Genomic DNA, 23,772 nt, shown 5'->3' with positions numbered 1-23,772 from the left:
GTGAGTGGAGCCACGGGCGCCGGACCGGCCGAGAGCGGAGCGAACGGTGCCCGTGGCCCCGCCGCGGACTCCCAGGGGGGAACCGTGACGGACACCCGAGGACCGAAGTCCCAGGCCGGCGCAGCGGGCGGGCAGAACCGCCCCGCACAGCAGCACCAGCCGTCGCAGGTCCCCCCGGCGCCTTCGGGCCCGGGGGCTCCCCGCGGCGCGGCGCAGCGGCCGCCGCAGACGGGCGTGCGCACTGCGCCCAGGACGCGCAAGGCGCGTCTGCGGGTGGCCAAGGCCGACCCGTGGTCGGTGATGAAGGTCAGCTTCCTGCTGTCGATCGCGCTGGGCATCTGCACGATCGTGGCGTCGGTGGTGCTGTGGATGGTCATGGACGCCATGGGCGTCTTCTCGACGGTCGGCGGCACCATCAGCGAGGCCACCGGGTCCAACGAGAGCAACGGGTTCGACCTCCAGTCGTTCCTGTCGCTGCCGCGGGTCCTGATCTTCACGTCGGTGATCGCGGTCATCGACGTGGTGCTCGCGACGGCGCTGGCGACGCTGGGGGCCTTCATCTACAACCTGTCCGCGGGCTTCGTGGGCGGCATCGAGCTGACCCTCGCCGAGGACGAATGAGCCGCGAATGACCTGCGCGGACGCCGTCCCGCAGCGGATTTTGGACTGACCCGGTCTGTGCGCTAATCTTCATCAAGTCAGCGCACAGCGCGGAGGGGCTATAGCTCAGTTGGTTAGAGCGCATCCCTGATAAGGATGAGGCCACAGGTTCAAATCCTGTTAGCCCCACAGTACGGATTCGGTCCGGCGGAGATTCTCCGCCGGACCGTTCTCGTTTCCCGTCTTCTCCCGGACGGGGTCCGGCCGTTGGGCTGCCGGGGGGCCTTCCCAGGTAACCGATCGGTATCGGTCGGTGTGTATAGTCGGGCGCCAGTAGTCCCCAACGTCAACGAAGGACGAGGTCGCGCGGTGAAGAAGCTTCTCCTGGTCGCACTGGCCGCCATCGGCGGGCTCCTCGTGTACCGCCAGATCCAGGCGGACCGCGCCGAGCAGGACCTGTGGACGGAGGCAACTGACTCCGTGCCTTCTGGTTCCGGTGTGTGAGAGACCGAAGATTGATCTCATGAAGCCCCGACTGCCGCTGCGGTCGGGGCTTCGTGCTGTTCCGGAGCCGGTCCGGCGCTGCCCCGGCCCCGGCTGTTGCGGTATGCAAAATCGTTGATTGCGCTGGCAAACTCGGGGTGGGTGGGCGTGATGGTGCGGGTGTTCTCGGCTGTGCTGCTGGCGGGAACCGCCCTGGTGGGAACGGTGGGCGCCGCCGGCGCGGCGGCCGGCCCGGGAGCGGTGGCCGCGTACCGGCCCGCCGACGGAGCGAAGGCGGTCACCGGCGCGGCGACCACGGCGGACGCTCCGGCGCTGGTCGCCGGGGCGACGTACGAGGACACCGCGGCCCCCGGCGAGCGCTACTACCGGGTGGTGCTGGACGCGGGCTCCAGCGTGTACGTCTCGGCCGTCGTGCGGCCCCCGGCCGGCGCGAAGGTCGGGTACGCGGACGGCGTGGAGGTCACGCTCATGACGAACGCCGGGAAGGCCTGCCCCGGCAACCCCGGCCGGGCCGCCTTCGGCGACGACCCCGTGCCCCTCGCAGCGGTGGGCTCCCGGACGCAGGCCGAGGACGCCGACTGCCAGGCGGCCGGGGTGTACTTCGTGAAACTGACCCGGACCGCAGCCAAGGACGCCGACCGGACGCCGTGGCCCGTGGAACTCCGGGTCATGCGCGAACCGGGCCTGGCCCCCGGCGCGGCGCCGACGGCCGCGCCCTCGGTCTGGCCGTCGGTCCCGCCCGCGGTCCCCGGCACCGAACCGGTGCCCCGGGCGGGCGGCACCGGCTTCAACGACGCCCGGGCGCTCGGCGCGGGGGTCTGGCGCGACGACCTGCGGCCGGGACAGACCCGTTGGTACCGGGTGCCCCTGGACTGGGGCCGGCAGCTCGCGGTCGGCGCGGAGCTGGCGGGCGCGCGGATGACGAAGGAGTACGGGGCGGCCTACGCCGGGCTGAGCGTCTCCCTCTACAGCCCCTACCGGAGCCTGATCGGCGCCAAGGACACCCCGTACGACGGCAGACAGGCGGCCACGGCACTGGCGTTGACGCCGCCGGTGGCCTACGCGAACCGGCTGTCCGACGACCGGTCGGTGCGGTCGGTCCGGGTGGCCGGCTGGTACTACCTGGCCGTGACGATGAGCGGGAAGGTCGGCGAGTTCACCGAGGACGCCTCCCCCGTGCCGCTGACCCTGCGGCTGACCGTCCAGGGCGGCCCCGCGGCCGCGCCGCCGTACGCGCAGGACCCGGCGGCGGGCGGCTTCGGGGTCCGGGCCGATGACCGGAGCGCGGCGCGCGAGGGGCTGACGGCACCGGAGGCGCGGGCCGCGGCCGGGAACCGCTCGGCGATGCGGGCGGTGGCCGCCGGCGGATTCGGGGCGGGGGCGCTGCTCCTGGCGGTGCTGGGCGGATGGATGCTGCTGGCGCGGCGGGGCGCCCGTACGCCCTAGGCGTATTGCGCGCCCTAGATCCGGGTCAGGGCCCAGAGACCCACGGCGAAGCACGCCAGGGCGGCCAGCAGCAGGGTGGCGGTGGCCTTCGGACCGGGCGCGGGGAGCGGGCCGACGCGGGGGGCGGGCGCCGCGGGGAGGTGGGCGTGCGGGGCGGCCGTCGGGTTCGTGGGCGGGGTGGCCGGTGGGTCCGCGTGCGGGTGCGGGGGTGGGGGCAGGTGGAAGCTGCCGGTCGCCGAAGGGGCGGGCGGGGGCGGGGGCGGGGGCGTGTCGTGCGGACCGAGGGGGCCGTAACCGGCGGGGAGCGGGCCGAGTTGGTCGAACACCTCGACCGGATCCTCGTCGGGCGCGGGGGCGGGCAGCAACTCCACTGCCCCGGCAAGGGCCTTGCGAGCGCCTGTGGCCGTGCGGAAACGGTTTCCGGGGTCCGGCTGCAGAAGAGTGGCGATGACGTCCCACAGGGCCGCGGGGACCCCTTCCGGGGCGTGCGGGGTGCCGTGGGCGAGGAAGTGTTCGACCAGGGCCTGCGCGTCGGGCTTGCGGCCCAGGAGCAGGTAGAGGGCGACCAGTCCGACGGCGAACAGGTCGGCGGAGAAATCGGGTTCGGCGCCGAGGAGCTGCTCGGGCGCGAAGTAGCCGGGGGTGCCGACCACGTGGTCCGTCGCCGTCAGGCGGGGCTCGCCCTTGCGCAGGGAGATCCCGAAGTCGGACAGCCGCAGGTGCGGCCGTCCGGTTCCGGTGGCCTCCATCAGGATGTTGGCCGGTTTGATGTCGCGGTGGACGACACCTTCGGCGTGCACCGCCGCCAGACCCGACAGGAGCTGGTCGAGCAGGGTGCACGTGAAGCGGGGCGGCAGGGGCCCGTAGTCGCCCATGACGTGGCCGAGGGAACCGCCGCTGACCAGGTCCATGGTGAACAGGACCTTGTCGTCGTCGGCCGCCCAGCTCGTCGGGGCCAGTACGTGCGGATGGTCGATGCGAAGGGCCTGCTCGCGCACGAAGCGGAGCAGGGTGTGGGCGTCGCTCTGCTGGAGGACCTTGGCGGCGACGTAACGGCGGCGCCTGTGGTCCCAGGCGCGCCACACGGCGCCGACCGCTCCCCGGCCGATCGGGTCGATCAGCTCGTACCGACCGGCGAAGACCTCACCCATCGCTGCGCCCGTCCCCCCGTCATCCGTCAGCCCGTCGGTTCCTCGTCGGCGCGTCTCAGTTCTGGTGCGCCTCGTAGTGGGCGACGGCGTCGGCCGTGCGTCCGGCTCCGTACACCCGGAGGAACTCTGCCAGTTCCGGGTGGCTGGGAGCGAGGGTGTCCGCCGCGTCGATGATGTCGCCGGCCGCGGAGACCGACCGCAGCAGCGACTGGATCTCGCGGACGACCCGCTTGACCGTCGGGGCTCCCGAACCGGTCGCGGTCTGACCGCTGTTGCTGAGGACCGAGCCTCCCTGGGTCTTTTTGATCTCGTCCATCCGATCGGTGGCCTCCGCCGCGCTGACGCTGCCGTCGGCCACCTGGCCCGCGAGATCCTGGAGGGCCTGGACGCGCTGCACCACGGCCGGGTTCCCGATCTTGGCGCGCTGACCGCTCATCAGCTGGGACAGCATGGGCGCCGACAGACCGAGGACGGCAGCGAGGCGGGCCTGGTTCAAGCCGAGGTCATCTATGAGCCGACGGAAGAGCGCTCCGAGGGGCTCCCCGTACCAACTGCGCTGAAGTTCCCGGGCTCTGGCGGTTGCCTCTTGCTGTACTGCGTCCACTCTTACTACTCCCCTTCGCTGGTGCGAACCTCGCGTGCATCTTACGGAGAGTGGTCGCGGGGCGGGAGTCCCTATCATTTTGCGGGATACGGGGGTACACCCGGTACTCTGGTCTGCGGAACGGCTGCTCCTTTCGAGGGGACAGCCACGTCCGTTCCCGGGGCCTTAGCTCAGTTGGTAGAGCGCTGCCTTTGCAAGGCAGATGTCAGGAGTTCGAATCTCCTAGGCTCCACCCTTACGAAGCCCCCTTGACCTGCGTAAACGCGGTCAAGGGGGCTTCGTGCTGTGCGCGGGCGGCCGGTTGTGGGCCTACGGGATTTCGGGACCCGTGCGAGCGGCCCGGTGTTTCACGTGAAACACCGGCCGTTTCACGTGAAACATCGGCTGTGGGAGCGGCCCACGGGCGGCGGCGGGGTCGGAGCGGGGCGACGGCCACCGGGAGCGGGCTCTCGTGTCTGCTCCCGGCGTCCCCCGGACGGGCCAGTCACGCGGCCGGGCGGCCTGCCGTGGCCGAGAGTGGGGAGGGCATCGAGCCAGGGGGGCCCACCACGCCGGAGGCGTTCACACCATGGGAATCTTCGACTTCCTCAAGTCCGACAAGCAGAGGGCGCACGACGCCGCGGAGAAGGTGAAGGAGCAGGTCGAACAGCAGGCCGCCGCCCGGGCAGCCGCGTCGAGCGCCCCGGCGGGCACCGCCACGTACGGCGACGCGTCGGCCGCGGCGACCAGGGAGGCCGCGGACCGGATGGCGGACCGGGCCCGCACCGCCGCCCCGACGGCCACCCCGCCCAAGACCGCGCCGCCCGCACCGCAGCCGGGCACGGCCACACCGAAACCGGCGCCGGCCGCACCGAAGCCCGCTGCGGCCGCACCCAAGCCCGCGCCGGCCGCGCCCCACCAGCCCGCCGCGGCGGCGGCCAAGCCCGGGCCCGTGGCCAAGAAGCGCACCTACACGGTCCGGACCGGGGACTCCCTCTCCGCCATCGCCCGCCGCGAGCTGGGCAACGAGGCCCGCTGGCGCGAGCTGTACGCCATGAACAAGGGCGTCGTCGGTTCCAACCCCGACCTGATCCGCCCGGGCATGCTGCTCACCCTGCCCAACTGAGCGCGGACGGCGTGACATGACGACGGGGCCCGGATCCACCCACGGATCCGGGCCCCGTCGCCGTTCTCGCACGCGCCCTTACGGCTGCTGCTGCTGCTCCTCGTCGGCCGCCGACTGCTCCTTCGCCGCCAGCTCCTCCTCGAAGGTCGCCGCCGCCTCGCCGTCGCGCGCCGATACCTCGGTCGCGGCGGGCGGCTCCACCAGCCAGTCCGGGTTCGACTGCTGGTCCCACCACTTCCACGCGGCGTAGGCCCCGCCGGCGAGCAGGCCGACCAGCGCGACGCCCTTGAACAGGCGGCCGCGCCGCGCCCGGCGCTCGTTGCGCCGGACCAGCTTCTGCACGTCCTGGGCCGACACCTGCCCGCGCAGCGCGGCCAGTGCGGCGGTCGACCGCGAAGCGGCCTCCTCGGCCACCGGCTGCGCCGCCGCGAGCGCGCTCTCCAGCTTCGGCGCCGTGTAATCGGCCGCCTGCCGCGCGGCCTTGCGGGTCTGGACCACGGCGCGGGTCGCCGCCCGGTCGACGTTCGGCGGCACGTGGGCGCGCGCCGACAGCACGCGGGGATGCAGATGGCTGTCATAGGCCGTGCGGGCCTGGCGGGCCGCTTCACCGGCGGCGTACGCAACCTTCGGTGACAGGCGTACGTTCGCCTCGTGGGCGTAGTGGGCGGCGGCGTCCTTGGCGGTTCCCGCGTACGGCGCCACCACCTCGGCTGCGTGCCGCATGCTGTCCCTCGCGCTCTCGGCCGCGGCGTGCACGCTGTCCTTGCGGGTCACGGGATCCTCCTCCTTGGTGGCGGACACGGTTCGGCGGACACGGTTCACCTTTCCACCCTTTCCCGGATCATGCCTGTGATGCCGCACCGCGGCATGGCGACAGGGCATCCGAGTGGCCTATTTCCTCCTCGTGCGGCACTCCGTGGGAAGATTCGGCCGACCAGTAGTGATGACGATGGAAGGCAGATTCGTGGCCGCGAAGCTTTTCGCCACCCTCAAGACGAACCAGGGCGACATCGAGATCGAGCTGCTGGCGAACCATGCCCCGAAAACCGTCCGGAACTTCGTGGAACTGGCCAAGGGCGAGCGCGAGTGGACCCGCCCCTCCGACGGCCAGAAGACCACCGAACCGTTCTACGACGGCACCGTCTTCCACCGGGTGATCAGCGGTTTCATGATCCAGGGCGGTGACCCGCTGGGGAACGGCACCGGGGGTCCCGGGTACCAGTTCGCCGACGAGTTCCACCCCGACCTGGCCTTCACCAAGCCGTTCCTGCTGGCCATGGCCAACTCCGGGCCGGGCACGAACGGCTCCCAGTTCTTCATCACCGTCGCGCCCACCGCCTGGCTGACCCGCAAGCACACGATCTTCGGCGAGATCACCGACAAGGCCAGCCAGGCCGTCGTCAGCGCCATCGCCTCCGGGGCGACCAACCCGCGCACCGACCGTCCCGTGGAGGACGTGATCATCAAGGCCGTGGTGATCGAGGAGCGCTGACCCGCACCCGACGCACGGGACCGCGTTCGACGGAGGGAACCGATGGACAGCGACCGCACCGGCACCGGACGGGTCCCGGGCTGCTACCGGCACCCCGGCCAGGAGACCGGGATCAGGTGCGCCCGATGCGAGCGCCCGATCTGCACCGACTGCATGATCAGCGCCTCGGTGGGGTTCCAGTGCCCCGAATGCGTCCGCGGCGGCTCCGGTACGGGCCACTCCGCGTCGGCGAACACCCCGCGCACCCTCGCGGGCGGCGCCGTGGCCGCGGACACCGCGCTGGTGACCCGGATCCTGGTGGGGATCAACGTCGCGGTGTTCCTCGCGGCCCTCGTCGCCCCCGCGGTGCTGGCCCCGCTGGAGCTGATCGGCCGGTACGTCGACTATCTGGGCGGCCCGCTGGAAGGCGTGTCCACCGGCCAGTACCACCGGCTGCTGACCTCGGTCTTCCTGCACGAGCAGTGGTGGCACATCATCGGCAACATGACGGCCCTGTGGTTCCTCGGGGCCCCGCTGGAGGCGGCCCTCGGCCGGGCCCGCTACCTCGCCGTGTACCTGCTGTCCGGGCTGGGCGGCAGCGCGCTGGTCTACCTGCTGACCCCGCCGAACATGCCGACCCTGGGCGCGTCCGGGGCGATCTTCGGGCTGCTGGGCGCCACCGTCGTGCTGATGCGGCGGATGCGGTACAGCATGCGCCCGATCGCCGTGATGGTCCTGCTGATGCTGCTGCTGACCTTCGTCCCGATCGGAGGGACCGGGGAGATCTCCTGGCAAGCCCACATCGGCGGGCTGGTGACCGGCGCGCTGGTCGGTCTGGGCATGCTGGCGCCCGCGGCCTCGACCGGGAAGCGGCGGGCGCTGGTCCAGTGGGGGACCTGCGCGGCCGTGCTCCTGCTGGCGGTCGCCGTCGTGCTCCTGCGGACATCAGAGCTGGTCTGAGGCCCTTTTACGGGCCCTCGACCACCCGTCCGCCACCCCGGAAAAGTCACACCGGCGTCAACTCTCCACAGAGTTATCCACAGATCTTCTGCCTTTTTCCTCAGGTGTGGATGACGCTGTGGATAACTCATGGGGAGAGCTTGCTTCAGGCCCTGGTTACTGCTGTGCTACCGCCTGGAAGCGGCCGCGTCACCGTGCGGTCACTTCCACTGCGTCGAGACGCCGAAGCCTGCCGCGATGAAGCCGAAACCGACCACGATGTTCCAATTGCCGAGGGATTCGATCGGCAGCTGGGTGTCGGTCACATAAAAGACGACGATCCAGGCGAGACCGATCAGGAAGAACGCCAGCATCACCGGGGCTACCCAGCTGCGGTTGGTCAGCCTGATCGTCTGCGCCTGCTTCGCCGGCGGCGGGGTGTAATCGTCCTTCTTGCGGATACGTGACTTCGGCACGAGGGTCTCTCCTGTCGATGCGCTGGGGACCTTGCCTCCCCCGGGCGTCCGTTAGCGTAGTGGGTCCGTGGCGTTGAAGGAGAAGGGTACGTTGAGCAATTCCGACGACTCCTCCGCGGGTCCCCGTCGCCGGGTCGCACCGGTGCGGCTGCTGACGGCCGCCGTGTTCGCCCTGGCCGGGCTGATCTTCGTCACCAGCTTCAACACGTCCAAGGGTACGAACATCCGCACGGACGGCTCGCTCCTGAAGCTCTCGGACCTCATCCACGAACGCAGCCAGAACAACGCCGAACTCGACGCCTCCACGGCCGAGGTGCGCCGCGAGGTCGATGCGCTGGCCGACCGCGACGACGGCAGCACCAAGGCGGAGGACGCCAAACTGGCGGCCCTGCGCGCCGCCGCCGGCACCGAGGAGCTCTCCGGCAGGGCCGTGTCGGTGACCCTCAACGACGCCCCGCCGAACGCCACCGCCCGCATCCCCAACGTCCCCGAGCCGCAGCCCAACGACCTGGTGATCCACCAGCAGGACCTCCAGGCCGTGGTCAACGCCCTGTGGCAGGGCGGCGCCCGCGGCATCGAGGTCATGGACCAGCGCCTGATCTCCACCAGTGCGGTGCGCTGCGTGGGCAACACCCTGATCCTGCAGGGCCGGGTGTACTCGCCGCCCTACAAGGTCACGGCGATCGGCGACCCGGGCGCGTTGCGCAAGGCGCTCGCCGCCTCTCCGGCCATCCAGAACTACCAGCTGTACGTCAACGCCTACGGGCTGGGCTGGAAAGTCGAGGAGCAGAAGGCGCTGACACTTCCGGGCTACTCCGGCACAGTGGACCTCCACTATGCGAAGCCCGTGGAGTCCGCGTCCGCGTCCTGAGCCGGGACGACGGCCGTCCGCCCAGGCCGTACTGCGGCTGCTGGTGCGGACGTTCAGCGAGGTGTGCCTGACCGCCGGCACGGTGATCGTGCTCTTCGTCGGCTACGTCCTGCTGTGGACCGGGGTCAAGGCCGACCGGGCCATGGACGGCGAGAGCGCCCGGCTGCACGACCGCTGGTCGGCGGCGGCCCCCGCGGCGGCGGCCGGGCCCGGCGCCAGCGCCACGCCCCCTGCCGCCCCGCCGACCCCGGCCCCCGCTCCGGCCCCCGAGGCGGGCCGGGCCTTCGCCGAGATGTACGTCCCGCGCTTCGGAGCGGACTGGCGCAAACCGGTGCTGGAGGGGACCGGGACCGACGTCCTGAAGAAGGGCCTCGGCCACTACGCGGACACCGCGCTCCCGGGCGCCGGGGGCAACTTCTCGGTCGCCGGGCACCGGCGCACGTACGGCGACCCCTTCAAGGATTTCCCCGCCCTGCGCCCCGGCGACCTGGTGATAGTCAAGGACGCGTCCGCCTGGTACACCTACACCATCCGGAACGAGCCGCTGCGGACCCTGCCCACCGACGTCGCGGTGGTCGATCCCGTACCCCGCAAGTCCCCTTTCACCTCGCCCGGCCGGTACCTCACCCTGACCACCTGTGATCCGGAATGGGGCCACAGCCACCGGCTGATCGTCTGGGCGGAACTCACCGCGACCAGGACGGCCGCGCAGGGCCCGCCGCAGGGATTGCCCGGCTGACCCACCGGGCACGCCCCGTGGCTTTAGGCTGGTGCGGTACCGCCCCCGCGGTACGCGGAGGGAAAGGGACGCGGACGGCATGTACGGCTGGATCTGGCGCAATCTGCCGGGCAACGCGTGGGTACGCGCGCTGATCTCCCTCGTGCTGATCCTGGCGGTGGTGTTCGTGCTCTTCCAGTACGTCTTCCCGTGGGCCGAGCCGCTCCTTCCGTTCAACGATGTGACCGTCGACGAGGGATCGGGAGCCACCGGGTGAACGCGCGCATTCTGGTCGTGGACAACTACGACAGCTTTGTCTTCAACCTGGTCCAGTACCTCTACCAGCTCGGCGCCGAGTGCGAGGTCGTGCGCAACGACGAGGTCGCCCTCGGCCACGCCCAGGACGGCTTCGACGGCGTCCTGCTCTCCCCGGGACCCGGCACGCCCGAGGAGGCCGGGGTCTGCGTCGAGATGGTCCGCCACTGCGCGGGCACCGGCGTACCGGTCTTCGGCGTGTGCCTCGGCATGCAGTCGATGGCGGTGGCGTACGGCGGGGTCGTCGGCCGCGCCCCCGAGCTGCTGCACGGCAAGACCTCCCCGGTCGTCCACGAGGGTCAGGGCGTCTTCGCAGGACTGCCGTCGCCCTTCACCGCGACCCGCTACCACTCCCTCGCCGCCGAGCCGCTGACGCTCCCGGCCGAGCTGGAGGTCACGGCGCGGACCGAGGACGGGATCATCATGGGGCTGCGCCACCGCGAGCACGACGTCGAGGGCGTGCAGTTCCACCCCGAGTCGGTGCTGACCGAGTGGGGCCACAAGATGCTCGCCAACTGGCTGGTGCGCTGCGGTGACGCGGGCGCCGTGGCCCGCTCGGTGGGGCTGGCCCCGGTGGTGGGCAAGGCCGTCGCGTGACCTCCCTCGCGCCGTCCGCGCCCCCCGGGGGCAGGGCCGCGCGGCGCAGGGCCGCTCAGGAAGCCGCCAAACGCGCCTCCCGGCGCGGCGGCAGACGCCGCAAGACGGCGGGCGGCCCGGGCGGTGGCGCCCCGGACGGCGTCGCGACGGGCCGCAGCGGTACGCGCCGACGGGCCCGGCGGCGGCCCGGCGGCGGACCGGCGGTGGTCGCGAGCAGGCTCGCCGGGGAACTGTTCATCACGCTCGGCCTGGTGATGCTGCTCTTCGTCACCTACCAGCTCTGGTACACCAACGTCCTGGCCGAACGGCAGGCGAACGGCGCCGCGGGCTCCCTGCGCAGTGACTGGGACACCGACGGGGCGGCGCCGCCGGCCCCGGCCTTCTCCCCCGGCCAGGGCTTCGCGATCCTGTACGTCCCCAAGCTGGACCTGAAGGTCCCGGTGGCCGAGGGGATCAGCAAGCCGAAGGTGCTGGACCGGGGCATGGTCGGGCACTACGGCGGCGAGGGGTCGCCGCAGTCGGGGATGCCGTCCGACAAGCAGGGCAACTTCGCACTGGCGGGCCACCGCAACACCCATGGCGAGCCCTTCCGTTACATCAACCGCCTAGAAGCCGGGGACAAGGTCGTGGTGGAGACCCGGGACGCGTACTACACGTACGAGGTGACCTCGGCGCTGGCGCAGACACCGCCGACGAACGTCTCCGTGATCAAGCCGGTGCCCGAGGGATCGGGCTTCACGGCTCCCGGGCGGTACATCACGCTGACGACCTGCACCCCCGAATTCACCAGCACGTACCGGTTGATCGTCTGGGGGAAGATGGTGGACGAACGCCCCCGCGCCAAGGGCGCTCCCGCCGCGCTCGCGCAGCGGTAGCGGCCGCCGTCCGCAGATCCCGCCGTCCGCCGGCTCCCGGCTCCCGAACCGCCCGCACGACCGCAGAGGACGAACCCGCAGTGTCACGTGCCCACCGCGCCGATCCCCGCGCCGGGGCCGGCCGCCCGAGCCGGCTCGCCGGCTTCCTCAGCCTGCTGGGCGAACTGCTGATCACCCTGGGCCTGGTGCTCGCCCTGTTCGTGGCGTACTCGCTGTGGTGGACGAACGTCCTGGCCGACCGGGACGCCGCGCGGCGCGGTGACACGGTCCGCCGCCAGTGGCAGGCGGACCCGCCCTCGGCGACCCCGCAGGCCGGCGCCCTCGACACCCGCGACGGCATCGGCTTCCTGCACGTGCCGGCGATGAGGAACGGCGAGGTGCTGGTCAAGCGCGGCACGTCGGCCGAGGTCATCAACGACGGCGTGGCCGGGTACTACACGGATCCGGTGAAGTCCGCGCTGCCGTGGGACGCGCGGGGCAACTTCGCGCTGGCCGCGCACCGCGACGGGCACGGGGCCAAGTTCCACAACATCGACAAGGTCAAGACGGGCGACGCCGTCGTCTTCGAGACCCGCGACAGCTGGTACGTCTACAAGGTCTTCGCCGAGCTGCGCCAGACGTCGAAGTACAACACCGACGTGATCAACCCGGTCCCCAAGGAGTCGGGGAAGACCGCGCCCGGCCGCTACATCACGCTCACGACCTGCACGCCGGTCTACACATCGAAGTTCCGGTACGTGGTGTGGGGCGAGCTGGTCCGTACGGACGCGGTGGACGCGAAGCGCACCCCGCCGCCCGAGCTCCGCTGACCCCACCGACCGCGGCCCCCGTGGCGGGTGGCCCGGGACGGCCCCTGGGCGGCCCTCTCCCGCACGCACGGGAAGCTCTGGCCCTAGGGCCAGAGCTTCCTGTGTCATGCCGTGTACGGGGCGTGTGCGCGCCCGGAGTCGCCGCGGATCAGCGGTGGTTGCCGATCCCGCCGAGGAGCCCGGTGCCCTGGTTGTTGCCGCCCTGCTGTCCCGGCATCGTGTTGACGTTCACCGCGGAACCGGCGGCCACCGGCTGACCGAAGCCCGGGTCGGTGCTCAGGATCGTCGCGGTGTCGTCCGAGGGACCGGAGAGAACCGAGCCGAGGGTCAGCCCGCGGGCCGTCAGCTCCTGCCGCGCCTGGGCCAGCGTCCGGCCGGCCAGGAAGGGCACGGTGGTCGACTGGGCGGCCTTGGCGATGGTGACGTTGACCGCGGTCCCCGGCTCGACGGACGAACCGGCGTCCAGCGCCTGCCCGATGATCGTCTTCGGCGGAGCGGTCGAGTCGGCCTCGGTGGTGCTGCCGAGCTTGAGCTTGGCGTCGTTCAGGAGCTTGACCGCCTGCTCCCTGGTCTTGCCGGTCAGATCGGGCACGACCGACTTCGACGGCTCCTTGGCCACGGTCAGGGTGACGGTCGCGCCCTTCTCGACGGAGGCGCCGGCCTTCGGGTCCTGGGCCAGCACGGTGCCCGGCGTGCTGTCGTTCTCCTGGTTCTTGCGCTCGACCTGGAAGCCCTTGCCCTTGAGCGTCGCCTCGGCCTGGTCGAACGGCAGCCGCAGGACGTCGACGACCTGCACCTGCTCCGGGCCGGTGGACACCTTCACCTTGATGACCGAGTTCTTGTCGACCTTGACGTCGGGCGCGGGGTTCTGCGAGCAGACGTTGCCCTTGGGCTGCTCGTTGCAGGGCGCGTCGGCTTCCTTCTCGATCTTCAGCCCGACGTTCGCCGCGCGGCTGCTCGCACGCTCGAAGCTGTCGCCGACCAGCTTGGGCACGGTCGGCCGGTTGTCGGCCTTGCCGTCGAACAGGGAGCGCCCGATCAGGATCGCGCCGACCAGGACGAGGACCCCGGCCGCCACGAGCAGGATGGTCGAGGCCCGGCTCTTCTTCTGGCTCTGGCGGCGGCGCGGGTTCTGGTCGTAGCCGCCGTGGCCCTGGTCGCCGTACCCGTAACCGCCGTCGCCGGGCGGCATCGGCGGCATCATCGAGGTCTGGCCGGCGTCGGCGGCGCGCAGCGCGGTGGTCGGCTGGTCGTAGCCGTGGTGGTGCTGGTCCGGGTAGCCGTAGGCGCCGTAGCCCGCGCTCATGTTGGCGGCCGCGGCGACGGGCTGGCCGTCGAGGCACGCCTCGATGTCGGCGCGCATCTCGTCGGCGGACTGGTAGCGGTAGTCGGGGTCCTTGACCAGCGCCTTGAGGACGATGGCGTCCATCTCGGGCGTGATCTCGGGGTCGAAGTTGCTCGGGGGCTGCGGTTCCTCGCGCACGTGCTGGTACGCGACGGCGACCGGGGAGTCGCCGATGAACGGGGGCCGCACCGTGAGCAGTTCGTACAGCAGGCAGCCCGCGGAGTAGAGGTCGGAGCGCGCGTCGACCTGCTCGCCCTTGGCCTGCTCCGGGGAGAGGTACTGGGCGGTGCCGATGACGGCGGCGGTCTGCGTCATGGTCATGCCGGAGTCGCCCATGGCGCGGGCGATGCCGAAGTCCATCACCTTGACCTGCCCGGTGCGCGTCAGCATGACGTTCGCGGGCTTGATGTCGCGGTGGACGATCTGGGCGCGGTGCGAGTACTCCAGGGCCTGGAGGATGCCGATGGTCATTTCCAGGGTGCGCTCGGGCAGCAGCTTGCGCCCGGAGTGCAGGAGTTCGCGCAGGGTGGAGCCGTCGACGTACTCCATCACGATGTACGGGATGGAGATGTTGTCGACGTAGTCCTCGCCGGTGTCGTACACGGCGACGATGGCGGGATGGTTGAGCGAGGCGGCCGACTGGGCCTCGCGCCGGAACCGTGCCTGGAAGGACGGGTCGCGGGCGAGGTCGGCGCGCAGTGTCTTGACGGCGACGGTACGGCCGAGCCGGGTGTCGTGGGCGAGGTAGACCTCGGCCATGCCACCGCGGCCGAGCACGTGGCTCAGCTCGTACCGACCGCCGAGGCGACGCGGCTCTTCCATAACGTTCCAGCCCTCTCCGTCAGTCCCGACCGTGCCCGTGGCAGGGCCGGCGGTGCGCTGTTCGCGCAAAGGCTACCGGCCGCGTGTCGCTGATCGGCCCGTGACCACAGGCCGATACCGGACCGGTACCGTGTGCTCCCACGTGCGCGGGGACCGTGATCCGGATCACTCGCGGGCCCCCGCGGGAGCCGCGCGGGCCCGGGGTGCGGGCCGGTCGTATCGGGGCCATCCGCGGCTCAGCCCTGGCTCTTGATCACGGCGTTCATGACGGCGAGGGCGACGGGCGCGGCGAGGCCGCCACCGGTGATGTCCTCGCGGTCGGCCTGGGAGTCCTCGATCACCACGGCGACGGCGACGGGCGAGCCCTTGTCGGTCTTGGCGTAGGAGATGAACCAGGCGTAGGGGCGCTTGGCGTTCTTCTCGCCGTGCTGCGCGGTGCCGGTCTTGCCGCCGACGGTGACGCCGTTGATCTTGGCGCCGGTACCGGTGCCGTTCTCGACGACGTCGACCATCATCTGCTGGACCTTCTGCGCATTCGCGGGGGAGAGCGGGCGGCTCATCTCCTCCGGCTCGTGCTTCTCCAGGACGTCCAGGTTGGGGGCGGTCACCTTGTCGACCATGTACGGCTTCATCAGCTTGCCGTCGTTGGCGACGGCGGCGGCGACCATGGTCATCTGGAGCGGGGTGGCGGCGGTGTTGAACTGGCCGATGGCGCTCTGCGCGTTGCCGTCGCGGCCCATGTTCTTGTCGTAGACGCTCGCGAACGCGCGGACCGGGACGTCGATCTTGTCGTTGTTGAAGCCGAACTTCTGGGCGGTCTCCAGCATCTTGTCGCGCCCCACCTTGTCGCCGACGTTGGCGAAGACGGAGTTGCAGGAGACTTCCAGCGCGAACTTCAGGGTGGCCTTCTCGCAGCCGCTCGCGTGGTTGGGCAGCTGGGTCTTGGTGCCCGGCAGGATGTACGGCTCGGGGGTGTCCGTGGGGGCGTCGATGTTGCTGACCACACCGTGCTCCAGCGCGGCGGCGGCGGTGACGACCTTGAAGGTGGAGCCGGGCGGGTAGGTCTCGCGCAGGGCGCGGTTGACCAGGTTCTTGTCTTCGCTGTCCTTGAGGGCGACCCAGGCCTTCTCGTCGGCCTTGGAGTTGCCGGCGAAGGTGGAGGGGTCGTACGAGGGGGTGCTGGCCAGCGCCAGGATCGCGCCGGTGCGCGGGTCGATGGCGGCGACCGCGCCCTTCTTGTTGCCGAGCGAGGTGAAGGCGGCCTTCTGGGCGGCGGCGTTCAGCGTGGTGACGACGTTGCCGCCCTGCTTCTTCTCGCCGGTGAACATGCCGATGGTGCGGTCGAAGAACAGCCGGTCGTCGTTGCCGGTGAGGATGCCGTCTTCCAGCGATTCGAGCTGCGTGGAGCCGAAGGCCTGCGAGGCGTACCCGGTGACGGGCGCCCACATGGGGCCGTCGAGGTAGGTGCGCTTGAACTTGTAGTCGCTGCCGTTCGTGACGACCGAGCCGGTGATGGGCTGGCCGCCGACGATGATGTTGCCGCGCTCCGAGGCGTACTGGGCGATCTGGACCCGGCGGTTCTCCTTGCGGGTGCTGAGGTCCTCGGCCTTGACGTACTGGAGCCAGTTGGTCCGCAGCAGCAGGGCGAGGACGAGCAGCCCGCAGAAGATCGAGATGCGGCGCAGGGGCTTGTTCATGAGGGTCGGACCACCTGGGTCATCTCGGAGTCGGGGGACGGAGCCGGTGCCGGGGCGGGACGGCGTGCGGTGTCGCTGATCCGGATGAGGATCCCGATGAGGGCCCAGTTCGCGAGGACGGAGGAACCGCCGGAGGCGAGGAAGGGCATGGTCATGCCGGTGAGCGGGATGAGGCCCATGACGCCACCCGCGACGACGAAGACCTGGATGGCGAAGGCGCCCGAGAGGCCGATCGCGAAGAGCTTGCCGAAGGGGTCTCGCGCGGCGAGCGCGGTGCGGACGCCGCGCTCGATGATCAGGCCGTAGAGCAGCAGGAAGGCCATGACGCCCGCGAGCCCGAGTTCCTCGCCGACGGTGGAGAAGATGAAGTCGGAGTTGGCGGCGAAGAGGATCAGGTCGGAGTGGCCCTGGCCGAGGCCGGTGCCGAGGACCCCGCCGGAGCCGAAGCTCATCAGCGACTGGCCGACCTGCTCGCAGGCGCCGGAGGTGGCGTAGCAAGCGAAGGGGTCGAGCCAGGCGGTGACGCGGACCTTGACGTGGCTGGCGGTGGTGCCGACCACGACGGCGCCCGCGACGCTCATGAGCAGGCCGATGACGATCCAGCTGGTGCGCTCGGTGGCGACGTACAGCATGATCACGAACATGCCGAAGAAGAGGAGCGAGGTGCCGAGGTCGTTCTCGAAGACGAGGACGAGCAGGCTCACGCCCCAGATCATCAGGATGGGGCCGAGGTCGCGGCCGCGCGGCAGGTAGAGCCCCATGAAGCGGCGGCTGGCCAGGGCCAGGGCGTCGCGCTTGACCATCAGGTACCCGGCGAAGAACACCGCGATGATGATCTTCGCGAACTCGCCGGGCTGGATGGAGAACCCGGCCAGGCTGATCCAGATCTTGGCGCCGTAGACGTCCGCGCCGAGGCCCGGGATCACGGGCAGGATCAGCAGGACGAGCGAGACCGCCATGGAGATGTACGTGAACCGCTGGAGCGTGCGGTGGTCCTTGAGCAGCAGCAGCACGCCCGCGAACAGCGCGAGGCCGACGGCCGTGTAGAACATCTGGTTCGGCGCGGAGGGGGAGAACCCGCCGAACTGCCGCTTGGCCAGGCTCTGGAGCCGCTCGGACTGGTCCAGGCGCCAGATGAACACCAGGCCCAGCCCGTTGAGCAGGGTCCCCAGTGGAAGCAGCAGCGGGTCGGCGTACTTGGCGTACCGGCGCACGACGAGGTGGGCCAGGCCGGCCAGGAGGCCGAGCCCGAGCCCGTACGCGAACATGCCGGGAGGCAGCTTGCCGTGCACCGCGAGGCCCACGTTGGCGTAGGCGAAGATCGGGATGACCACGGCGAACCCGAGCAGGAACAGCTCGGTGTTGCGCCGGCTCGGCAGCTCGATGGCGCCGATGGTGGTCGTGTTGGTGACAACGCTCATGGTGTGGCAGGCCCCCTGCGCCCGCGTCTGTCTACTGCTTCCCGCACTGTCCGACCAGCTTCTGCTCCTCGGGAGTCAGGCTGGCGCCGGGCGCCGGGGTCTGGTTGGGCTGCCCCTCGGCGTTGCGGCGCGCTTCGTCCTTCTTGCAGGCCGAGGCCTGCACGGCGAGTTCGTCGATCTTCTTGCGGGCGCTGTCGAGGCTGCCTTCGCTGATGGTGCCCTCGACGAGCTTGCGCTGGAAGGGCGGCAGGTCCTTCAGCTCGATGTCCGGCTGGTCCGTCTCGACGGAGGAGAGCTTGATCCAGGCGAGGTTCTGGCTGATGCCCCGGTAGAGCGCCACGTGCTCGTCCTTGACGCCGACGTAGTACTGCGTCTGCGTCCAGCGGTGGGCGGCGTAGAGCCCGCCGCCGATCAGCCCCACGGCGATCAGCAGCATCAGCGTCCGGGTCGTCCACTTGCGCCCTTTGCTGCGGCGCCTGCGCGGGTGGTCGTAGGTGTCGTCGTAGGCGGAGGAGTCGCCGTCGTAGCCGTCGGCTTCGCCGAAGCTCCCGTACGCGCCGCCGCCCGCTCCGTTGCCGCCGTAGCCCGCGTCGGGCGCCGCGCCGTAGCCGGGGGCCTCACCGCTGCCGGGGGGCCCGAAGGCGCCGGGCGGCGGGGTGGCCCGGCGGCCGAGCCCGGAGGCGCGGCCCGCGGGGGTCTGCATGGCGTTGCCGCCGTCGAAGAGCTGGTGCTGGTTCTCGGCGACCGCGCCCACGACCACCGGGGTGTCGTTGAGCTGGGCGGCGAGGGTGTCGCCGCTGTCGGTGTCGAGGACATCCGCGACGATGCAGGTGATGTTGTCCGGTCCGCCGCCGCGCAGGGCGAGCTGGATCAGCGCCTGCACGGTCTCGTGCGGCCCGTGGTAGTCGGCGAGGGTCTCTTCCAGGGTCTGGTGGGAGACCACGCCGGACAGGCCGTCGGAGCAGATGAGGTAGCGGTCGCCGGTCCTGACCTCGCGGATCGAGAGGTCGGGTTCCACGTGCTCGCCGCTGCCCAGAGCTCTCATCAGGAGCGAGCGCTGGGGGTGGGTGGTGGCTTCCTCTTCGGTGATCCGGCCCTCGTCGACCAGCCGTTGCACCCAGGTGTGGTCCTGGGTGATCTGGGTCAGCAGGCCGTCGCGCAGCAAGTAGGCGCGGGAGTCGCCGACGTGGACGAGCCCGAGCCGCTGACCGGTCCACAGCAGGGCGGTGAGCGTGGTGCCCATGCCCTCCAGCTGGGGGTCCTCCTCGACCATGACGCGCAACTGGTCGTTGGCCCGCTGCACGGCCGTGGCCAGCGAGGTCAGGATGTCGGAGCCCGGGACGTCGTCGTCGAGCTGGACCAGGGTGGAGATCACCTCGGAACTCGCGACCTCGCCGGCCGCCTGGCCGCCCATGCCGTCGGCGATCGCGAGCAGGCGGGGACCGGCATAGCCGGAGTCCTCGTTGCCCTCGCGGATCATGCCCTTGTGCGATCCGGCGGCGAACCGCAGGGACAGACTCATGCGCACCTGCCCAGTCGACGATGCCTCCGGGTACAACCGGTCTCGAGCCACACTGCCCACCCTCCGGTCGGGAGCGCGCGCGGGTCCGTCGCCCCAGGGGGACGGACCGCCGCGGCTCGCTCGCTCCGCTCGCTCATTCTCGTACTACTTCCGCAGCTCGATGACGGTCTTGCCGATGCGGATCGGGGCGCCCGGAGGAATGGGCGTCGGGGTGGTCAGCCGGGTCCGGTCGAGATACGTGCCGTTGGTGGACCCGAGATCCTCGACGATCCACTGGCCGTCACGGTCGGGGTAGATCCTGGCATGGCGGCTGGAGGCGTAGTCGTCGTCCAGCACGATGGTGGAGTCGTGCGCCCGGCCCAGCGTGATGGTCTGGCCCTGGAGGGCGACCGTCGTGCCGGTGAGGGTTCCTTCGGAGACGACGAGCTTGGTCGGGGCACCGCGGCGCTGGCGCTGCTGCGGTGGCGCGGCCTGACGGCCGCCGCCCGACTGCTGCTGCGGCGCGCGGTTGTCGCCGCCGCGGCGGGAGCCGCGCTGCGTCACCCGCGTTCCGAAGAGATCGCTGCGGATGACCTGGACGGCCACGATGACGAACAGCCACAGAACGGCCAGGAAACCCAACCGCATGACCGTAAGGGTCAGCTCTGACATTGCCCCCGCTTCACCCTTCGGCTTGCCTGTAAATGATGGTCGTGTTGCCCACGACGATCCGCGAGCCGTCGCGGAGCGTAGCGCGGGTGGTGTGCTGCCCGTCCACCACGATGCCGTTGGTGGACCCGAGATCCTGGATCGAGGGAGGCGTTCCGGTCCGGATCTCACAGTGCCGGCGCGAGACGCCGGGGTCGTCGATCCGCACGTCGGCTTCGGTGCTTCGGCCGAGTACGAGCGTGGCGCGCGAGATCTGGTGGCGGGTGCCGTTGATCTCGATCCAGCAGCGGGTGGCGCCGCCGGAACCCGGCAGCGGACCGGGGCCCGGGCGCCGCGGGGGCTCGCCCGGGGGGTTGTGGGGCATGGGCGGGGCGGCCACGGGCGGATACCCGTAACCGCCGGGGCGGCCCTGCCCCTGGCCCGGACCCGGGCCGTGCGCGGGGGCGGAGCCCTGCGCCTGACCCGCGTCGGCCTGCGGCTGGGAGGTGCTGGAGGCGAGGGTGCGACTGCGGACCCGGTACAGACCGGTGTCGAGGTCGTCCGCCTTCTCCAGGTGGACCTTGATCGGTCCCATGAAGCTGTAGCGCTGCTGCTTGGCGTAGTCCCGGACCAGGCCGGCCAACTCGTCGCCGAGCTGTCCGGAGTAGGGACTCAGCCGGTCGTAGTCGCCCGCGCTCAGTTCCACGATGAAGTCGTTGGGGACGACGGTCCGCTCGCGGTTCCAGATGGTCGCGTTGTTGTCGCACTCGCGCTGGAGCGCGCCCGCGATCTCGACCGGCTGGACCTCGGACTTGAAGACCTTGGCGAAGGTGCCGTTCACCAGACCTTCGAGTCGCTGCTCGAACCGCTTCAGGACTCCCATGGGGCACCTCCTCCGTCGTTGTCGCCCTGTACTGCTTACTGATCGTATCCACGCGTGGCGGATTCGGCTGGTTCCCCTCCGGGTCCGCAGCGAGGAGTGTTGGTCCTCACAAGGGATCGTAGGGGCGCCCGGAGAACAGTGTCCCGCACCCGGAGCGCTGTCCGGGAGTGCCTGGCGGGAGCGTGCCCGGCGGTCGGGGAAAGCGATGTGAATCCACCCCGTCCGACGTGCTAATGTTCCGATGTCGCCAGGGGAACGGCCCGCAAGGGAAGAACCGCTGGAGAGCTGCTCGGGCGAGTGGCGGAACGGCAGACGCGCTGGCTTCAGGTGCCAGTGTCCTTCGGGACGTGGGGGTTCAAATCCCCCCTCGCCCACTGTGAGAAGCCCCGCAGATCATTTGATCTGCGGGGCTTTTTCGTGCGCGGCCGCCGGGCGACTTTCGTCGGTGCGGGGCGCGACGAAAGAGAGCGGCCCGGCGGCGCGGTCGCTGTCTAGGGTCGGTGCGTGGATGTGACGGCGAGGATGCGAGCGGGCCTGGACTGGCTGAGGGGTCCCGAACCGTGGACCGTGCGGACGCTGGCGGTCGATCTGGTGCTCGTGGCCGTGCTGGTGTTGCTCGGCCTGGGCGTGGAGGAACTGGACAACGGCTCCTCCTCGCGGATGGTGAGCGGCGCCGTGGCCGTGCTGGTCCTCACCCTGCTGCGGCGCCGACTGCCGGTGCTGACGCTGGTGGTGGGCTCGGCGCTCGGCGCGTACCTGCCCGGGGCCTTCCTCGTGACGATCCTGCTGGGCTGGTCGGCGGGGCGCCGGGTGTCCGGGGTCGTGCGGGCCTTCGGCGCCTTCACGGTGGCCCTCGTCGCCTCCGTCGGGTTCAGCGTGCTGAAGGACTGGTCCCAGGGCCGGATCGTGCTGGTGATCGTCTTCGGCACCCTGATGTTCCTCGCGATGACCGTCATGCCCGCGCTCGCCAGCCGCTACTGGTCCCAGCGCCGGACGCTGCTGCGCGCCCTCCAGGAGCGCAACGCCCAGCTCATGCGCGAGCGGGCGATGGTCGCCGGGCAGGCGCGGCTGCGCGAGCGGCAGCGGATCGCCCAGGACATGCACGACAGCCTGGGGCACCAACTGGCCCTGATCTCGGTGCACACGGGAGCGCTGGAGGTCGACCCGGTGCTGACCGAGCGGCAGCGCGAGGCGGTCGGGGTGCTGCGGCAGGCCTCGGTCGCGGCCATGCACGAGCTGCGCGAGGTCGTCGGCATCCTGCGCGACGGGGTCGAGGCGCCGGCGGCCGTGGAGGAGTCGGGGGGGCCCGCGGCGCGCGGGGTGGCCGGGATCGCCGGGATCGTGGAGGCGGCGCGCGGTGCGGGGACCGACGTACGGCTGACCACCTCGGGGCGGCCGCGGCCGCTGGTCGCGGCCTGCGACCACGCGGCGTACCGGATCACGCAGGAGTCGCTCACCAACGCCTACAAGCACGCGCCGGGTGCGGCGATCACGGTGGAACTGCGGTACGAGGACGACTCCCTGGTGGTGGAGATCGCCAACGGCCCGGCGACCGGCCCCGGCGCCGGTGAGGTGGTCTCCGGCGGCCAGGGGCTGACGGGGCTGCGGGAGCGGGCCCGGCTCGTGGGCGGGATGGTGCACACCGCGGCCACGGCGGACGGCGGTTTCCGGGTGGCCGGGGTGCTGCCGTACGGCACGGAACCGGCGGGTGCGCGGGAGACGGGCGCGGAGGAGGTGGCCGACGACTTCGGGCAGCAGCTGCGGGCGCCGCTGGCGAAGGGCGCTCCGGTGCCGGTGGACTGGGCCGCGGTCGACCGGGAGCTGACGCCGGGTCGCAGCCGCACCGGGGGCGTCGCACTGGGCTGCGGGATCGCGGTCGCGGCGCTGGTGGTGCTGGTCATCGTGCTCGGCGCCGCCGTGGCGATGCTGGTGGGCTCCGCGAGCGACGTGACGATCAGCCGGGCCGACTTCGACGCGGCGCGGGTGGGGGAGCCGGAGGACGCGGTCCGGGGACGGCTGCCGAGCGGGGGGAGCGTGCTGACAGAGGGACTGGAGAACAAGGGCCCGGCGGCGCCCGAGGGGTCGCACTGCATGGCACTCTTGGCCGCCGGGAACTCGGACCTGACCACCGACAGCGTTTTCCGGTTCTGCTTCAAGGACGGCAGGCTCGTGGAGAAGCAGGCGTACGAGGTCGGGCAGTAGCGGCGGTCGAGCAGCGCTGGTAACGGCGGCGGGAGCGGAGGGCGGGTGACGGGCGTGGTGGGGACGACGGGTGCGGCCGGGTCGGCCGGGGGGACGCGGGCGACGGTGATCAGGGTGGTGATCGCCGACGACGAGCCGCTCATCCGGGCCGGGATCAGGATGATCCTCACCTCGGCGCCGGACATCGAGGTGGTCGCCGAGGCGGCGAACGGGCGGGAGGCCGTGGAGCTGGCGCGCTCCCACGCGCCCGATGTGGTGCTGCTGGACATCCAGATGCCGGTCATGGACGGGCTGAGCGCGCTCGGGGAGCTGGTGCGGGCGGCCCCCTCGGCGCACGCGCTGATCCTGACGACCTTCGGGGAGCGGGAGAACGTCCTGCGGGCGCTCTCCCACGGCAGCGCCGGCTTCCTGCTGAAGGACTCCGCTCCGGCCGAGCTGATCGGGGCGGTACGGGCGGCGGCGGCCGGTGACGCCTACCTGTCCCCGGCGGCGACCCGGCACGTCGTGGACCAGCTGGCCTCGGGGCAGCGGGCGGGGCGCGGCGAGGACGCGCGCCGCCGGGTCGCGGCGCTGAGCGAACGGGAGCGCGGAGTCCTGGCCCTGCTGGGCGAGGGACTGTCGAACGCGGACGCGGGGCGGCGGCTGCACATGAGCGAGGCGACGGTGAAGACGTACGTCAGCCGGATCCTGGCGAAGCTGGAGTGCGAGAACCGGGTACAGGCGGCGCTGCTCGCGCGGGACGCCGGACTCTGACGTACCTCCCGGCCCCCCT

General features: G+C 71.4%; 23 protein-coding genes, 3 tRNA genes and 1 pseudogene. 17 read left to right on the top strand and 10 right to left on the bottom strand.

Annotation, left to right across the window (positions count from 1 at the left end; all coding sequences use genetic code 11):
- The 4 genes from ABZY31_RS00745 to ABZY31_RS00730 all read left to right on the top strand — a co-directional run bounded on the left by ABZY31_RS00745 (position 1) and on the right by ABZY31_RS00730 (position 2,550).
- A complete protein-coding gene (locus ABZY31_RS00745; protein ID WP_356403126.1) occupies positions 1-621 on the top strand; it encodes a DUF3566 domain-containing protein in 621 nt (206 codons plus the stop codon).
- A gap of 94 nt (positions 622-715) precedes the next feature.
- Positions 716-789 (top strand) — tRNA-Ile (locus ABZY31_RS00740).
- 180 nt (positions 790-969) lie between these two features.
- Positions 970-1,104 (top strand): DLW-39 family protein, encoded by a 135-nt coding sequence (locus ABZY31_RS00735; protein WP_208809277.1) that lies wholly within the window; start codon positions 970-972, stop codon positions 1,102-1,104.
- A 114-nt stretch (positions 1,105-1,218) separates the two neighbouring features.
- Positions 1,219-2,550, top strand: coding sequence for a hypothetical protein (locus ABZY31_RS00730; RefSeq protein WP_356403123.1), 1,332 nt, complete (start codon positions 1,219-1,221; stop codon positions 2,548-2,550).
- A gap of 14 nt (positions 2,551-2,564) precedes the next feature.
- On the opposite strand, the gene ABZY31_RS00725 is transcribed toward ABZY31_RS00730, so the two are convergent.
- The gene (locus ABZY31_RS00725) at positions 2,565-3,701 is read right to left on the bottom strand and encodes a serine/threonine-protein kinase (protein WP_356403121.1); all 1,137 of its coding nucleotides are present in this window, start codon (positions 3,699-3,701) and stop codon (positions 2,565-2,567) included.
- 55 nt (positions 3,702-3,756) lie between these two features.
- On the bottom strand, positions 3,757-4,305 hold the full coding sequence (locus ABZY31_RS00720) for a DNA-binding protein (RefSeq protein WP_356403119.1): 549 nt from the start codon (positions 4,303-4,305) through the stop codon (positions 3,757-3,759).
- 159 nt (positions 4,306-4,464) lie between these two features.
- Between ABZY31_RS00720 and ABZY31_RS00715 the strand changes: the two genes are divergently transcribed.
- Together ABZY31_RS00715 and ABZY31_RS00710 are read left to right on the top strand one after the other, a co-directional pair.
- A tRNA-Ala gene (locus ABZY31_RS00715) sits at positions 4,465-4,537 on the top strand.
- 336 nt (positions 4,538-4,873) lie between these two features.
- A complete protein-coding gene (locus ABZY31_RS00710; RefSeq protein ID WP_356403117.1) occupies positions 4,874-5,410 on the top strand; it encodes a LysM domain-containing protein in 537 nt (178 codons plus the stop codon).
- Between the two features lie 78 nt (positions 5,411-5,488).
- Here the strand turns inward: ABZY31_RS00710 and ABZY31_RS00705 are convergent, their stop codons facing one another.
- Positions 5,489-6,184 carry a DUF5324 family protein gene (locus ABZY31_RS00705; RefSeq protein WP_356403114.1) on the bottom strand — a complete coding sequence of 232 codons (696 nt, stop codon included), beginning with the start codon at positions 6,182-6,184 and terminating at the stop codon, positions 5,489-5,491.
- A gap of 190 nt (positions 6,185-6,374) precedes the next feature.
- Here ABZY31_RS00705 and ABZY31_RS00700 point away from each other — a divergent pair, with 190 nt between their 5' ends.
- Together ABZY31_RS00700 and ABZY31_RS00695 are read left to right on the top strand one after the other, a co-directional pair.
- The gene (locus ABZY31_RS00700) at positions 6,375-6,902 is read left to right on the top strand and encodes a peptidylprolyl isomerase (protein ID WP_356403111.1); all 528 of its coding nucleotides are present in this window, start codon (positions 6,375-6,377) and stop codon (positions 6,900-6,902) included.
- A gap of 42 nt (positions 6,903-6,944) precedes the next feature.
- Positions 6,945-7,841 (top strand): rhomboid family intramembrane serine protease, encoded by an 897-nt coding sequence (locus tag ABZY31_RS00695; protein WP_356403109.1) that lies wholly within the window; start codon positions 6,945-6,947, stop codon positions 7,839-7,841.
- Between the two features lie 200 nt (positions 7,842-8,041).
- Here ABZY31_RS00695 and crgA read toward each other — a convergent pair whose 3' ends face one another.
- On the bottom strand, positions 8,042-8,296 hold the full coding sequence (gene crgA / locus ABZY31_RS00690; protein ID WP_214931340.1) for a cell division protein CrgA: 255 nt from the start codon (positions 8,294-8,296) through the stop codon (positions 8,042-8,044).
- Between the two features lie 91 nt (positions 8,297-8,387).
- Between crgA and ABZY31_RS00685 the strand changes: the two genes are divergently transcribed.
- The 6 genes and pseudogenes from ABZY31_RS00685 to ABZY31_RS00660 all read left to right on the top strand — a co-directional run bounded on the left by ABZY31_RS00685 (position 8,388) and on the right by ABZY31_RS00660 (position 12,481).
- Complete coding sequence (locus ABZY31_RS00685) at positions 8,388-9,167, top strand: DUF881 domain-containing protein (RefSeq protein WP_356403106.1); 780 nt, start codon at positions 8,388-8,390, stop codon at positions 9,165-9,167.
- A 37-nt stretch (positions 9,168-9,204) separates the two neighbouring features.
- Positions 9,205-9,906, top strand: coding sequence for a class E sortase (locus ABZY31_RS00680; RefSeq protein WP_356403676.1), 702 nt, complete (start codon positions 9,205-9,207; stop codon positions 9,904-9,906).
- A 79-nt stretch (positions 9,907-9,985) separates the two neighbouring features.
- Positions 9,986-10,162: a hypothetical protein gene (locus ABZY31_RS00675; protein WP_356403104.1), complete on the top strand. Its 177-nt coding sequence runs from the start codon at positions 9,986-9,988 to the stop codon at positions 10,160-10,162.
- Entirely contained in the window at positions 10,159-10,797 is a 639-nt protein-coding gene (locus tag ABZY31_RS00670) for an aminodeoxychorismate/anthranilate synthase component II (RefSeq protein ID WP_356403101.1), read from the top strand. Before ABZY31_RS00675 ends, ABZY31_RS00670 begins: the two co-directional genes overlap by 4 nt.
- 26 nt (positions 10,798-10,823) lie before the next feature.
- A pseudogene (locus ABZY31_RS00665) lies at positions 10,824-11,672 on the top strand (class E sortase); the annotation flags it as partial.
- Positions 11,673-11,752: 80 nt separating this feature from the next.
- Entirely contained in the window at positions 11,753-12,481 is a 729-nt protein-coding gene (locus ABZY31_RS00660) for a class E sortase (protein WP_356403098.1), read from the top strand.
- Between the two features lie 148 nt (positions 12,482-12,629).
- Here ABZY31_RS00660 and pknB read toward each other — a convergent pair whose 3' ends face one another.
- The 6 genes from pknB to ABZY31_RS00630 form a co-directional block, all read right to left on the bottom strand.
- On the bottom strand, positions 12,630-14,648 hold the full coding sequence (gene pknB, locus ABZY31_RS00655; protein WP_356403095.1) for a Stk1 family PASTA domain-containing Ser/Thr kinase: 2,019 nt from the start codon (positions 14,646-14,648) through the stop codon (positions 12,630-12,632).
- Positions 14,649-14,884: 236 nt separating this feature from the next.
- Complete coding sequence (locus tag ABZY31_RS00650; RefSeq protein WP_356403092.1) at positions 14,885-16,345, bottom strand: penicillin-binding transpeptidase domain-containing protein; 1,461 nt, start codon at positions 16,343-16,345, stop codon at positions 14,885-14,887.
- Entirely contained in the window at positions 16,342-17,766 is a 1,425-nt protein-coding gene (locus ABZY31_RS00645; RefSeq protein WP_356403089.1) for an FtsW/RodA/SpoVE family cell cycle protein, read from the bottom strand. The genes ABZY31_RS00650 and ABZY31_RS00645 overlap by 4 nt, the downstream gene beginning before the upstream one ends.
- 31 nt (positions 17,767-17,797) lie before the next feature.
- Entirely contained in the window at positions 17,798-19,288 is a 1,491-nt protein-coding gene (locus ABZY31_RS00640) for a Stp1/IreP family PP2C-type Ser/Thr phosphatase (RefSeq protein ID WP_356403086.1), read from the bottom strand.
- Positions 19,289-19,432: 144 nt separating this feature from the next.
- Positions 19,433-19,939: an FHA domain-containing protein gene (locus ABZY31_RS00635; protein ID WP_356403083.1), complete on the bottom strand. Its 507-nt coding sequence runs from the start codon at positions 19,937-19,939 to the stop codon at positions 19,433-19,435.
- A gap of 10 nt (positions 19,940-19,949) precedes the next feature.
- The gene (locus tag ABZY31_RS00630) at positions 19,950-20,798 is read right to left on the bottom strand and encodes a DUF3662 and FHA domain-containing protein (protein WP_356403080.1); all 849 of its coding nucleotides are present in this window, start codon (positions 20,796-20,798) and stop codon (positions 19,950-19,952) included.
- Between the two features lie 291 nt (positions 20,799-21,089).
- Between ABZY31_RS00630 and ABZY31_RS00625 the strand changes: the two genes are divergently transcribed.
- The 3 genes from ABZY31_RS00625 (at position 21,090) to ABZY31_RS00615 (ending at position 23,753) form a co-directional block, all read left to right on the top strand.
- Positions 21,090-21,172: transfer RNA gene (locus ABZY31_RS00625), tRNA-Leu, on the top strand.
- A gap of 130 nt (positions 21,173-21,302) precedes the next feature.
- Positions 21,303-23,000, top strand: coding sequence for a sensor histidine kinase (locus tag ABZY31_RS00620; RefSeq protein WP_356403077.1), 1,698 nt, complete (start codon positions 21,303-21,305; stop codon positions 22,998-23,000).
- Between the two features lie 105 nt (positions 23,001-23,105).
- Positions 23,106-23,753 (top strand): response regulator transcription factor, encoded by a 648-nt coding sequence (locus ABZY31_RS00615; RefSeq protein WP_356403673.1) that lies wholly within the window; start codon positions 23,106-23,108, stop codon positions 23,751-23,753.
- The last annotated feature ends 19 nt before the right edge of the window (positions 23,754-23,772 follow it).

The sequence above is a fragment of the Streptomyces sp. NPDC006529 genome, assembly GCF_040611795.1.
In the GTDB taxonomy this organism is placed as follows: Bacteria; Actinomycetota; Actinomycetes; order Streptomycetales; family Streptomycetaceae; genus Streptomyces.
This window is presented reverse-complemented; position numbering and strand designations above follow the sequence as displayed.